This window comes from Siminovitchia fortis (assembly GCF_003605365.2).
Lineage (GTDB): Bacteria > Bacillota > Bacilli > Bacillales > Bacillaceae_C > Siminovitchia > Siminovitchia fortis.
On sequence record NZ_QYTU02000004.1, the window covers coordinates 117,221 to 129,646 of the forward strand.

The following is a 12,426-nucleotide window of genomic DNA, read 5'->3' on the forward strand; positions in this document are numbered from 1 at the left end:
TCTGCTAGTCGCTGGAGCCCGCAGCTAGACAAGAAGAAAAGCGAAAGCGCCTGTTTAGTCCCGACAAGCATAAGGCGATTCCCGAGGAGGCAGCTCTTCAAGGGAATTGACTTATGACCTCGAGGGGCTAGGCGCTTGAACTGGACAATAGAAAAGCACAAGCACGTTAGATAACTAAAAATTACTGGCTGATCACCTCAGCCAGTCCATTTTTTCAGAATAAGGGGATGTAACGATGACAACTAGTGAAAAATTGACCCTTCATCCGAAAGTAACCGAGTTTTTAAACGGTCCAAGAAAATTATTCATAGATGGCGGCTGGCATGAATCAGTAGGCGGCCAAACGTTTGAAACGACCAATCCTGCTACGGGAGAAGTTTTGGCTCACGTGTATGAAGCACGCGAAAACGATATTGATAAAGCAGTTGAAGCCGCGGCCAAAGCTTTTGAAGAAGGACCTTGGTCAAGAATCAGTGCAGCAGATCGCGCCAAGTTGATGCATAAGCTGGCTGATTTAATGGAAAGGGATTTTGAAGTCCTTGCCCAGTTAGATACATTGGATAACGGTAAACCGATCCAGGAAATGAGAAATGCCGATTTGCCTGGAGCCATTGATCAGCTCAGGTATTTTGCAGGCTGGACGACAAAAATGACCGGCCAAACCATCCCGGTTTCCAATTCATTTTTTAACTATACCCGCCACGAGCCTGTTGGTGTAGTCGGCCAAATCATTCCTTGGAACTTCCCGATCATGATGGCACTGTGGAAAATTGCTCCGGCGCTTGCCACAGGCTGCACGATCATTTTAAAACCGGCGGAACAGACGCCTCTTTCAGCGCTTTACCTAGGAAAGCTTATTGAAGAAGCAGGCTTCCCTGATGGCGTTGTCAATATTGTTCCTGGTTTTGGGAAATCAGCAGGTGATGCACTTGTTAAACATCCGAAGGTCAATAAAATTGCCTTCACCGGTTCCACACCTGTCGGAAAGTCTATCATGAAAACGGCAGCGGATACGATGAAGCGTGTAACGCTGGAGCTCGGCGGTAAATCACCGAACATCATTTTGCCTGATGCCGATCTTGATAAAGCGATTCCTGGGGTATTCAACGGAATTATGGCCAACCAAGGGGAAGTATGCTGCGCAGGATCAAGGGCGTATATTCCTGAGCAAATGTATGATGAGGTAATGGAAAGGCTTGCCGATTATGCGAAAAATGTCAAATTAGGTAATGGTTTGGCAGAAGACACGCAAATGGGACCGCTCGTTTCCGCAAGACAGCAGGACATCGTCACTTCCTACATCCAAAAAGGTATTGAGGAAGGTGCGAAACTCTTGGCAGGCGGTGAAAAATTGGACAAAGGATATTTTGTCCAGCCAACCGTTTTTGCAGCTGAAGATAACATGACCATCGCAAGGGAAGAAATTTTCGGCCCTGTCGTCGCAGCTATGAAATATAAAACAATCGACGAAGTGGTTGAGCGTGCGAATAACAGCCCATTCGGCCTTGGAGCAGGCGTATGGACAGAAAATCTTAAAAATGCTCATGTTGTCGCCAGCAAACTAAAAGCTGGTTCTGTATGGGTCAACTGCTACAATCTCACGAATGCGGCGATGCCGTTTGGCGGTTACAAGCAATCCGGAATCGGACGTGAAATGGGCTCTTATGCCTTGGAAAACTACACAGAAGTTAAAAGTGTTTGGGTTAACTTGGATTAATAAGGGACAAGCCCGGCAAAAAAAGCCGGGCGCTTTTCCCTGTTTAGAAATAGGAAGTTGACTGCGTGCTGAAAACGCATTCAACATTTCACTTGAGAGGCTGATTTGATGGAACAAAGCAATCATATTGAAAGAAAGCTGAAGCTGATACACGTTGTTGCCGTCGGTTTGGCGTACATGTCTCCAATGGCAGTGTTTGATACCTTCGGTATCGCATCGGATGTTTCGTCCGGCCATGTGCCGGCTGCATATATAGTCGCTTTTGTGGCGATCCTGTTCACGGCATTAAGTTACGGAAAGCTCGTCAGGCAATTTCCAACGGCGGGATCCGTTTATACGTATACAAGAAATATTATCAACCCATACTTGGGTGTGATAGTCGGCTGGGTAACTTTCATCGCATATATTGCGCTTCCGATGATCAATGCCCTGTTGGCAGATATTTATCTGTCGGCGGGATTTCCTGAAATTCCAGGATGGGTTTGGATCGCAGGCTTGCTGGTGGTTATCAGCTTTCTAAACATTTTTGGTGTAAAACTGGCAGCTTCCCTTAACTTGCTGCTTGTTGTATTCCAAGCGTTGGTTGGAATTATTTTTACCTACCTTACGATCCGTTCAATCGTCAAAGGTCCTGAAAGCTTTATTACCATTGGTGAGATTTTCCCTTCCGGCGATGAAGTCTCCGGCCTTTTTGGGGCTGCTGCGTTATTGGCCCTTTCATTTATTGGATTTGATGCGATTACAACACTTTCAGAGGATACGATTAATCCAAAGAAAACTATACCAAGAGCCATACTGATTGTAGCAGGAATTGGCGGTGTTTTCTTTTTCGGGGTTACCTATTTTATGCAATCCCTGTTTCCGGACGTTTCCATCTTCAATGATATTGAAGGAGCCTCCCCGGAAATTGCTGTGATGATCGGCGGGAATCTGTTTCTTTCCTTTTTCCTCGCAGGAGCGTTGTTCTCTGTTTTTGCATCAGGTTTGGCCGCCCAGCTCAGTGCTTCAAGGCTGCTGTATGCCATGGGAAGGGACGGCGTGCTTCCGAAACGTTTCTTTGGATACTTACATCCAAAATTCAACTCTCCGGTAGCTAACATTCTGTTAATCGGCGTTTTGTCGCTTGGAGCTATCTTTCTAAGCCTTGAGGAAGCTACTTCGCTTATAAATGTAGGAGCGTTCACCGCGTTTTCATTCGTGAACCTTTGTGTAATCTTTAACTTTTTCAAACAAAAGGGGCCGCGCTCGTTTGGCTTCATTATAGGTAGCTTTATTTTTCCGGCTATTGGGTTGGCGTTCGTTGTCTATCTATGGGCCAGCCTCGATATCTTTGCGATCATAGGCGGGATAGTCTGGGCTTTACTTGGGACAATTTACCTGGCCTTTACGACCGATTTCTTCAAAAAGGAACCGCCTCAGATTGCCTTTGATGAACTAGAGGCTTAATTACTCATAATGGACAGGGATCATTTGAATCTCTGTCCATTTTTTGCTGACTTAAAAAATACTTGCCAGTACTGGTTGTCTTGTTGAATATAAGGATGATAACATAATATTTATTGCAATTTTACGGATATTTTCCAGTTTTGGGCATAGGTTTTTTCAAAGTCAGGAGGTGAGCGCGGTGTTCGTCCATGTAGTGGATGAGGAGATTTATTTGAAGCTCGTCGATCAAAACGATGCGGTGAGGCTCTTTCAGCTGACAGACCGCTCAAGATGCCATTTGAGGCAATGGCTTCCATGGCTGGATGATACGAACAGCGTGAATGATACGAGGTATTATATTAGGGAAAGCCGGAATAGTTTTGCCAGACATAGAAGCTTGAATACGGCGGTTGTTTATAAAGATAAGATAGTAGGAGTGGCAGGTTTCAACGAATTTGACTGGAATAACAGGTCCGGTTCCATCGGGTATTGGCTTGATAAACATTATACAGGCAAGGGGATCATCATTCGTTCCGTAGGAGCGCTGACGAATTTTGCTTTTACAGAGTTGAAGTTGAACCGTGTGGAAATCAGAGCAGCTAAGGAAAATGTGAAAAGCAGGGCGATCGCTGAAAAGCTCGGGTTTCGGATGGAGGGCTGCATAAGGGAAGCGGAATGGCTGTATGATCATTTTGTTGACCATGCGGTCTACGGGATGCTTGCCAGGGAATGGAATGGCTGAAAAATTACTCTCAAAATATCAAAAGAAATGCCATAAAATAAATGGCAAAATCGATAGAGGAGGCTGCAGCTTTGGAATGGACTAAAGACCAATTCACTTTAAATGACCAGAGGGACCTGCTGGATATGGACACAGTGTGCGGCCTGCTTTCGAAGACCTATTGGGCAGCAGACAGGCCGAGAGATACGATTGAAAAAAGTATTGAGAACTCAATTTCCTTTGGCATATATACAGATGGCAGACAAATCGGATTTGCGAGAGTGGTCACCGACAAAGCTGTCTTCTCCTGGCTTTTAGATGTAGTGATCGATGAGAGCTATCGTGGAAAAGGACTGGGGCAGTGGCTGGTGGACTGCATCCTGGAACATCCGGATATTAGGGAGACCAACATGAGCCTTTCAACTAAGGATGCCCATACGTTCTATGAAAAATATGATTTTAAACCGAATGAAACGTTGAGGAGAGTCAGTACATTTAAGAAAAAAGTTTAAGATGGGTGCCGGTCGGAAAAAATATCTAAGGCCGGCTCTAGACTGTTTTAGCCGTTTGGAAGTTTTATAACGGCTGTATTTGTTAGGATTTGGTGTAAATCGTTTGGCAGTCATAGGGATCGAATGCCTCCCGAGAAAAAGAAAACCCCGCTCTTTCCCAGGCATAAGTCACAGCACACATAATTTACTTTCACAACCACGAAAAAACCGCCTCCCCTCAAAAGGATGCGGTTTTTTCCTTTACACTGAAGAAGTCTAAGTCCTCACGCTTAAAAGGTGAAATCCACTTCTTTTTTCTCTTGTTCTTCATAACCCTTCATATATTTGATTCTTCTCTGGGCGGATGCGGCGTTGACCTGCTCGTCTGCGTGGTAGGACGAGCGGACAAGCGGCCCTGCCTCACAGTGGCTGAAGCCTTTAGACAAAGCGATCTGTTTCAGCTCTTCAAATTCGTCCGGATGATAATAGCGTTCAACTTTCAAGTGCTTTTTCGTTGGCTGCAAATACTGTCCGATTGTCATGATGTCTACGTCATGTGCAAGCAAATCATCCATTGTTTCAATGATTTCTTCTTTCGTTTCTCCGAGTCCGACCATGATGCTGGATTTTGTCGGTGTATTCGGCGAGATTTCTTTTACACGCTGCAGCAATGTCAACGAACGGTCGTACATGGCGCGTGCGCGGACACGGCGGGTCAGGCGCCTGACCGTTTCAATGTTGTGATTGAAAATATCAGGGGCGCTCGACATCAATGTTGAAAGGCTCTCATAATCGCCCTTCATATCGGAAGGAAGGATTTCGATTGTGCAGCCTGGGTTGGCTTCACGGATTTTCCTTACTGTTTCGGCAAAAACGGCAGCTCCCCCGTCTTTTAAATCATCCCGTGCTACAGCGGTGACAACGACATGCTTCAAACCCATGATTTTTACTGATTCCGCTACACGTGCAGGTTCGCCCCAATCCAGTTCAGTCGGCAGACCTGTTTTGACCGCGCAAAAACGGCAGCCTCTTGTGCAAGTATCGCCCAAAATCATGAAAGTGGCTGTTTTCCGCTCACTCCAGCATTCGTGGATATTCGGGCAGCGTGCTTCTTCACAAACAGTATTCAAACTTTTGTTCCGCATTAATTTTTTCAGGCCTGTGTATGATTCGTTCGTGTTAATCTTGATTTTCAGCCAATCCGGCTTTCTTATGTATTCTTCATTTTTTGCCATGAGCCAACACTCTCTTTCGATAATATAAATTCCAATCATCTGAACGGTATTTCGTTTCGGCCAGTTCATGTACCTCGTTCCACTGTTCTTTCGTCAACTCAAACGGAACCAGCTCAAGCTGTAAACCCTTTTCAAATCCTTTTTGAAAAGCCTTCTCAGCCATTTCATAAGTGACAGGCTGTTCGGACGCTTCGTTGATGGTGATTGCTTTTTTGGAAAAAGCGGAACGCTTCTTTTCTCTTGTTTCTTCATCAGAAAAAAAGAATAGATCAAACAGCATCTTCTTATCCATGCTGAATGGAATGGAGCCGTGCTGCAGGAGGACACCTTTTTTCCTCGTCTGTGCATGTCCCGAAATTTTCTTGCCATCCACCAGCATCTCATAATCCGACGGTCTTTCAAAGCAGACCGCCGACCGGTCCCTGAAGCGTTCTTTCGGGATGGAGTAGTCCGCTTCGATCCCCAGCTGCTTGAACCCCTCCATGATCCCTTTCGACAATTCAAAGTATGCTTCCCGAATTGACTGGGAAATGTAGGGTTTGGACTCTGAAACGATCACGCTGTAAGTCAGCTCATCGTCATGCAATACAGCGCTTCCGCCAGTCTGCCGGCGGACAAATTGGCAGCCATGCCGCTTCACTCCGTCAAGGTCGATGGTGCGGTCGACTTTTTGAAAATGTCCAACGGAAAGTGTCGGTGTGGACCAGCCATAAAAACGGAGGACAGGCGGGATTTTTCCTTCGCTGTGCCAGTTCAGCAATGCTTCATCCATGGCCATGTTGACAGCGGCATCGTCGTGGCCTGAGTGTAATAATCCCCATGTATCATTCATTTGACCAACTCCTGCAGGAATACTATGAAATATTGATTTTATCTTAACGAACCCTGGTATATAAGTAAAGCCGACAGGCTTGGAAGCTGTATATGTTTGGAAAAAGTATAAATCAAAGAAGGGTGGTAAATACAGGTAATAACTTTTTAAATGGAGGTATCTATATTGAAGAAAATAATTGGTCCAATGCTTCTTTTGTTTCTGATTCTAAGTGCATGCAGCGGAAATAAAGACACCGCCGACCCGAAAAAAAGCGACGAGGCGGCACCGGTCAATGCGGAAACGCCGATCAATGTTCCTCTTATCAATACGGAAGGTGATAAGGTTGGAGAAGCTGAACTCTCCGAAAATTCAAAAGGCGTTGCCATTCACGTGAGGGTCGAAGGACTGCAGCCGGGTAAAAGGGCGATCCACCTTCACGAAACTGGAAAATGCGCACCGCCTGACTTTAAGTCGGCTGGCGCACATTTTAATCCTGGCCATAAAGAACATGGTTTCCATAACCCCAAAGGATACCATGAGGGGGACCTGCCAAACCTGGAAGTGGCTGCTGACGGAAAGGTGGATGCGGTTTTGAAAACCGCCGATGTCACCCTGGAAAGAGGGAAACCAAATTCTTTATTGGATAAAGACGGAAGCGCCCTTGTCATCCATGCCGGCGAGGATGATTATGTTACAGATCCGGCCGGGAATGCGGGCGACCGGATTGTGTGCGGGGAGATTGTGAAAGAAGGGAATTAAAATAAGGGGCTGGAAAGCCCAAAAATCTGGCGAAGAAAAATAAAGCTTTTTCTTCGCCAGATTTTTTTAGAGGATATTGGCGGATACCCACCAGCCAACTTAATCGGCTTCTTCGAGCTTCATTTCAGGCGGTTCCTTTTTAAATCCTTTTGTCAGGAAGAGCAAGTAGATGAAGCCGATTCCAGCCCAAATGGATCCAAGTGTCAGTGCATGTACATCCAAGTTGGTGAACAGCCAGATATTTAACGCAGTTCCAATTAATGGCAGCACAAGAAAGAGAATAAAATCCTTTCCTTTGCGTTTTTTGCTTCGTACAAAGTAATGTCCGATCACAGACAAGTTTACAAACGTAAAGGTAATAAAGGCACCGAAGTTAATAAACGAAGTGGATGTGGATACATTCATGAACAATGCGATTAATCCAATAATCCCGATGATGCCGATATTGACGATCGGTGTACGGAAAGAACGGTGCAAGAATCCGAATATTTTTCTTGGCAGGACATTATCCCTTCCCATCGCAAATAAAAGACGGGAGGCACTTGCCTGTGCGGAGAGCCCTGATGCGAATTGTGCTGTAATCAACCCGGCAAGGAAGATGGCGCTGAATAAGTTGCCACCGATAAACCTGGCGATTTCCAATCCGGCTGTGTCATAGTTTTCAAACTGTGTATGATCCGGGAACACCAAATATACAAAATAGGAAACGATAACAAAAATGGCTCCGCCGATCAATGCGATAAGAAAAATAGCCCGTGGCAACGTTTTTTCAGGATCGATCGTTTCTTCAGAAAGGGTTGTAACTGCATCAAATCCTAAGAAAGAATAACAGGCGATCGAAGCTCCTGCCAAAACAAGCGGGAATGACACGTCTCCGTTGAAGAAAGGAGTCGCTGTGAAAAATGTGCCCATGCCTTCTCCGTGAGACAGGCTGACGATTGATAAAATAATGAACAAACCAATAACCAAAAACTGAAAAAGCATCATGATGAAGTTGATGGTTGTCGTTACACGAATCCCAATGATGTTAATTCCTGTTGTAATAATAATGAAAGCTAAAATCCAGACCCACGTGCCGATGGCGGGAAAAGCAGCGTTTAAATAAACGCTTCCAATGAGCCAAATAACCATCGGCAAAAAGACATAATCCAGTATGACAGCCCAACCGACCATAAAACCTAAATGAGGATTAATGGATTTCCGTGTAAAAGTGTAAGCGGAACCGGAAATTGGATAGGCTTTAACCATTTGTCCGTAGCTGTATGCGGTGAACAGCATTGCAACCATAGCTACGAGGTAGGCGTTTGCCACAACTCCTCCGGTTTCATCGGCTAGAACACCGTAAATGCCGAAAACAACCATCGGTGTCATATACGCAAGGCCGAATAGTACAACCGGCCAAAGTGTTAAAGTACGTTTAAGAGACTGAGTGCTCTGTTCCATGATGTCCATCCTTTCATGTATAGGGTTGATGTTGTTTAGATAAATTATGCAATTATCGTGCCAATATATTTATTGTATAAAAGAAGAATGAATGACCAATGAAAGTTTTAAAATGATGATTTTTTTCATTATTAAAGGTGGTTGAAAATGAAAAAGCGCTTGCCATTCCGCGGTAAAAGGGTTTATAATGAAATTATTCATTAAAAATGATGTTTTTCATTAAAAAGTCTGATTCCTTCTTATAAGGGAGGTTTTTATAAAGTGCTCGATTATGCCGCTATTTTTATGGATGAACAGCATAGAATAGCTCTAATTAAAGGAGATATTTCAAAGGTTTTCAGTTCCTCTTCTTTTTCTCTGGCAAGCGGTACCCACCTATTTCAGATTGACTGGAGCCAAGTGTTGGACGAGCCCCCTTCTTTAAGTAAGGGATCACACGCGACAAGGCTCCGTTCTGGAGAATGGGTATTATTTTTAACGATTGAGCTTCCTGTTTCAAGTCCGGAACTGGCGTATATGATTCTCGTCTGCAGGCTTGATGGAGAATTCCAGATGGAAGAAGACCTGCAGTCGTCTTCTTTGGATGAAATGCCGGTGAAATCCGATTCAATGAAAAAAATCATGGATATTATCCATCGTATATCTGAAGTGGATTCGACGGTGCTTCTACTCGGTGAAACCGGTGTAGGAAAAACAAGACTCGCACGGTATATTCACGAAGTCAGTTCGCGCTCAAAACAGCCATTCATGGTGGTTAACTGCGGAGCGATACCTGATAGCTTGATAGAATCTGAGCTGTTTGGTTATGAATCAGGTGCTTTTACGGGTGGCAGAAGCAAGGGGAAAAAAGGTTTAATTGAGTCGGCAGATGGGGGCATCCTGTTTCTGGATGAAATTGCAGAGCTCCCTTATTCGATACAGTCCAAGTTATTGGAAGTACTGCAGGAGCATACGTTCAGGAAAGTGGGCGGTACAAAAAGCATGAAGGTTGATATTAGAATCATTGCGGCCACTAACAAGGATCTGCAAAAGATGGTTCAGGAAAAAATGTTCCGTGAAGACCTTTATTACCGTCTCCACGTTGTACCGCTGACAATTCCGCCGTTAAGAGAACGCAAGGAAGAGATTATTCCTTTGGCGGAGCTTTTTGTCCGAAAGTTTAACCAAAAATATGGACTTCGCTTTGCTTTATCTTCAAATGCCAAAGATCGTCTGCTTGCCAATCCTTGGCGGGGAAACATCCGTGAACTGGAAAATACGATTGAGCGGATGGTCGTGACCCAATCGGAAGAAATGAGCCACCGTGAAGACGGACGGCCATTTGAAATGGGGGAACAGCTCCCGCCGCTGAAAGAAGCCAAGAGGCAGCTTGAAAAAGAATTGATTTTACGGGCGTATGAATTATATGGAACGACTTATAAAGCGGCAGAAGTTTTGCAGGTCGACCAGTCCACTATTGCGAAAAAAGTGAAGCAATACCGGGAAGAGGAGGGACAGCAATCATGAATAAAATCAATATTGCCTTGGCACAGCTGCGCTGCGAACTGCGAAATAAAGAGACCAATCTCCTGCGCATTCTTCAAAGTTTGGAGGAGGCAAGCAAAAAGGGTGCCGATTATGTCCTGTTCCCCGAATTATACTTGACTGGTTATGTGATGGACAACCAGCTTAAACAGTTGGCTGAAACAGAGAATGGACCGAGCATACAAAAAATAAGAGAAAAAGCTAAACAGTGTCGAGTCGGTGCGATTGTCGGCTTTCCGGAACAGGAAGGCGATTTGATGTATAATACGGCCCTGCTGATAGGAAAAGATGGGGACATTATCGGCAAGTACCGCAAGGTACATTTATACCACCGTGAAAAGGACTGGTTTGCTCCAGGGGATTCTTTTCCGGTATTTTCACTTCCGGAAGGGAATATTGGGCTGCTGATTACGTATGACATGGAATTCCCTGAATCATCCCGGATCCTGGCGATGAAAGACGCGCAACTGCTGCTTGTCCTTGCAGCGAACATGGTCCCGTATCAGCACTTTCAGGATACTTTTGTCAAAGCCCGTGCTCTGGAAAACCATGTCTACACAGCATTGGCCAATATGGTGGGCCTTGATAGCGAAAATATATTTTTCGGGGAAAGCCAAATTGTTCATCCAAACGGGCAGGAAATATATAAAGGGAAAAATAATGAGGAAATCCCTGTTATCAGTCTCAACTTATCTCAAACAAATCCAGAGAAAGAAATGCTTGATTACCTGCATAATAGAAGGACATCCGTATATCGGGCGGAAAGTTTTTATAAAGAGGGATAGAATATATTTTAAAAAATGGCACGGTATTTGCATGTGTTGTATATATAAGGAGGGATAATCGTGAAAGCGATTAAAGTTTCTGTAGCTCAGTTGACGCCTAAATTGGCGGACAAGCAGAAAAATCTTCAATTGATATCTGATGCAATGATCGAAGCAAAAAGGGATCAGGCTGATCTGATCATATTCCCTGAATTATTTTTAACGGGATATTCGGTAGGGAGCGAGTTAGATCAGCTAGCCGAAACGGAAGATGGGCCTGGAATGACTGAGGTAAGAAGGCTATGCCTTGAACAGGGGTTATATGCAGCAATCAGTTTTCCGGAGAAGGGTGAGGATGGTCATTACTACATCTCTTCTGCTTTGATTGATGATAATGGAGAGGTTTTGGGCATTTACCGAAAGACACATTTATTTGATCAGGAAAAAATGCATTTCACCCCTGGATCTGAGTTTAAAGTGATTGAGACATCTTTGGGGAAAATTGGAATGATGATCTGTTTTGATGTGGAATTTCCGGAAATCGCACGCTCATTGAAACTATCCGGAGCGGACTTCATTGTTATCGTCAATGCCAATATGCATCCGTATGAATTGCACCACAATCTCTTCGCAAGGGCTCGGGCATTGGAAAATGAGATTCCTGTCATTATTTGCAATCGCCTTGGTAAAGAGGGCGACCTCGACTTTTGCGGGGACAGTATGGTTATTGATGCAACAGGGGACATCCTGTTGGAAATGAAACAGACAGAAGGCGTCCAAACAGTGGAACTGGCCATCGGACAGCAGCTTGACCCAAAAATGAGCTACACGACCAACCGAAGGGCGGAATTATACTCGAAAATCGCAGAACAATAGAAATGACCCGGCGCAGCCGGGCCATTTTGTTTAAATCATTTTTCTCTTTAAAGATCGAATGGCTAATTCATGTTCACCAATAATGCTGTACATGGATTTTTGGACTTCCATAAAGTCTTCAAACAACTCTTTCAATTCCAGAACAGCTACTTTGATTGAAGGAATTTCCGCCACCTCTTTAAAGAGCCTTTCGAACTTATCATCGGTCTCCTTATTTCGGATATCCTGTTTGGCAGCCATGTTTTGTATTTCATCTTTAATGTTCCGAATGTCATCTTTGGTCGCCATATTTCGTATATCGTCTTTAGTAGCCATATTTTGAATGTCGTCTTTGGTGGCCATGTTTTGAATGTCGTCTTTGGTCGCCATGTTTTGTATGTCGTCTTTGGTGGCCATGTTTTGTATGTCATCTTTGGTGGCCATGTTTCGTATATCATCTTTAGTCGCCATCTGTTTCAAATCTTCTTTAGAAGCCAGTTGGCTGAGCCTTTCTTTGATAGAATCAAGTTCGCCCAATTTCTCTAGAATAAAATCCAGTCTATCTTCCATTTGTAAGACCTCCTGGCGAAATCGCTTATTATTAATTTATTATAGCATGGGCGGATGGGTAATCAGGGATGAAAATCAATGTCTATATAAGTTGAATTAATTTTTCTT

The 12,426-nt window shown here is 44.3% G+C and carries 12 protein-coding genes; 8 read left to right on the forward strand and 4 right to left on the reverse strand.

From position 1 onward, the window contains the following. Positions 1-235: 235 nt before the first annotated feature. The 4 genes from D4N35_RS03820 to D4N35_RS03835 all read left to right on the forward strand — a co-directional run bounded on the left by D4N35_RS03820 (position 236) and on the right by D4N35_RS03835 (position 4,375). Complete coding sequence (locus tag D4N35_RS03820) at positions 236-1,717, forward strand: aldehyde dehydrogenase family protein (RefSeq protein WP_120070217.1); 1,482 nt, start codon at positions 236-238, stop codon at positions 1,715-1,717. 108 nt (positions 1,718-1,825) lie between these two features. Next, positions 1,826-3,163: an APC family permease gene (locus D4N35_RS03825; RefSeq protein ID WP_120070218.1), complete on the forward strand. Its 1,338-nt coding sequence runs from the start codon at positions 1,826-1,828 to the stop codon at positions 3,161-3,163. Positions 3,164-3,341: 178 nt separating this feature from the next. Continuing rightward, a complete protein-coding gene (locus D4N35_RS03830) occupies positions 3,342-3,884 on the forward strand; it encodes a GNAT family N-acetyltransferase (RefSeq protein ID WP_120070220.1) in 543 nt (180 codons plus the stop codon). Positions 3,885-3,955: 71 nt separating this feature from the next. Continuing rightward, positions 3,956-4,375 (forward strand): GNAT family N-acetyltransferase, encoded by a 420-nt coding sequence (locus tag D4N35_RS03835; RefSeq protein ID WP_120070222.1) that lies wholly within the window; start codon positions 3,956-3,958, stop codon positions 4,373-4,375. A 269-nt stretch (positions 4,376-4,644) separates the two neighbouring features. Here the strand turns inward: D4N35_RS03835 and lipA are convergent, their stop codons facing one another. Together lipA and D4N35_RS03845 are read right to left on the reverse strand one after the other, a co-directional pair. After that, complete coding sequence (lipA, locus tag D4N35_RS03840; RefSeq protein WP_120070224.1) at positions 4,645-5,589, reverse strand: lipoyl synthase; 945 nt, start codon at positions 5,587-5,589, stop codon at positions 4,645-4,647. Then, positions 5,576-6,421, reverse strand: a complete 846-nt coding sequence (locus D4N35_RS03845; RefSeq protein ID WP_120070226.1) for a lipoate--protein ligase family protein — start codon at positions 6,419-6,421, stop codon at positions 5,576-5,578. Before D4N35_RS03845 ends, lipA begins: the two co-directional genes overlap by 14 nt. 165 nt (positions 6,422-6,586) lie before the next feature. On the opposite strand from D4N35_RS03845, the gene D4N35_RS03850 reads away from it, so the two are divergent. Continuing rightward, positions 6,587-7,162 carry a superoxide dismutase family protein gene (locus D4N35_RS03850; protein ID WP_120070229.1) on the forward strand — a complete coding sequence of 192 codons (576 nt, stop codon included), beginning with the start codon at positions 6,587-6,589 and terminating at the stop codon, positions 7,160-7,162. A 99-nt stretch (positions 7,163-7,261) separates the two neighbouring features. On the opposite strand, the gene D4N35_RS03855 is transcribed toward D4N35_RS03850, so the two are convergent. Continuing rightward, entirely contained in the window at positions 7,262-8,605 is a 1,344-nt protein-coding gene (locus D4N35_RS03855; RefSeq protein ID WP_120070232.1) for an APC family permease, read from the reverse strand. Between the two features lie 261 nt (positions 8,606-8,866). Here D4N35_RS03855 and D4N35_RS03860 point away from each other — a divergent pair, with 261 nt between their 5' ends. Genes D4N35_RS03860 through D4N35_RS03870 form a run of 3 tightly spaced genes read left to right on the forward strand, consistent with a single transcriptional unit; the run spans position 8,867 to position 11,769 of the window. Beyond that, the gene (locus tag D4N35_RS03860) at positions 8,867-10,111 is read left to right on the forward strand and encodes a sigma-54 interaction domain-containing protein (RefSeq protein ID WP_235870278.1); all 1,245 of its coding nucleotides are present in this window, start codon (positions 8,867-8,869) and stop codon (positions 10,109-10,111) included. Further along, complete coding sequence (locus tag D4N35_RS03865) at positions 10,108-10,914, forward strand: carbon-nitrogen hydrolase family protein (protein ID WP_120070236.1); 807 nt, start codon at positions 10,108-10,110, stop codon at positions 10,912-10,914. Before D4N35_RS03860 ends, D4N35_RS03865 begins: the two co-directional genes overlap by 4 nt. Positions 10,915-10,974: 60 nt before the next feature. Then, positions 10,975-11,769 (forward strand): carbon-nitrogen hydrolase family protein, encoded by a 795-nt coding sequence (locus D4N35_RS03870; protein WP_120070239.1) that lies wholly within the window; start codon positions 10,975-10,977, stop codon positions 11,767-11,769. A 30-nt stretch (positions 11,770-11,799) separates the two neighbouring features. Here D4N35_RS03870 and D4N35_RS03875 read toward each other — a convergent pair whose 3' ends face one another. Next, on the reverse strand, positions 11,800-12,318 hold the full coding sequence (locus tag D4N35_RS03875; RefSeq protein ID WP_120070242.1) for a hypothetical protein: 519 nt from the start codon (positions 12,316-12,318) through the stop codon (positions 11,800-11,802). Between the last annotated feature and the right edge of the window lie 108 nt (positions 12,319-12,426).

Bases quoted from the DNA above. Each gene is read 5' to 3' on its own strand.
- D4N35_RS03855 (WP_120070232.1), bottom strand. From the start codon at position 8,605: ATGGAACAGAGCACTCAGTCTCTTAAACGTACTTTAACACTTTGGCCG.
- lipA (WP_120070224.1), bottom strand. From the start codon at position 5,589: ATGGCAAAAAATGAAGAATACATAAGAAAGCCGGATTGGCTGAAAATC.
- D4N35_RS03825 (WP_120070218.1), top strand. From the start codon at position 1,826: ATGGAACAAAGCAATCATATTGAAAGAAAGCTGAAGCTGATACACGTT.
- D4N35_RS03820 (WP_120070217.1), top strand. From the start codon at position 236: ATGACAACTAGTGAAAAATTGACCCTTCATCCGAAAGTAACCGAGTTT.
- D4N35_RS03875 (WP_120070242.1), bottom strand. From the start codon at position 12,318: ATGGAAGATAGACTGGATTTTATTCTAGAGAAATTGGGCGAACTTGAT.
- D4N35_RS03865 (WP_120070236.1), top strand. From the start codon at position 10,108: ATGAATAAAATCAATATTGCCTTGGCACAGCTGCGCTGCGAACTGCGA.
- D4N35_RS03845 (WP_120070226.1), bottom strand. From the start codon at position 6,421: ATGAATGATACATGGGGATTATTACACTCAGGCCACGACGATGCCGCT.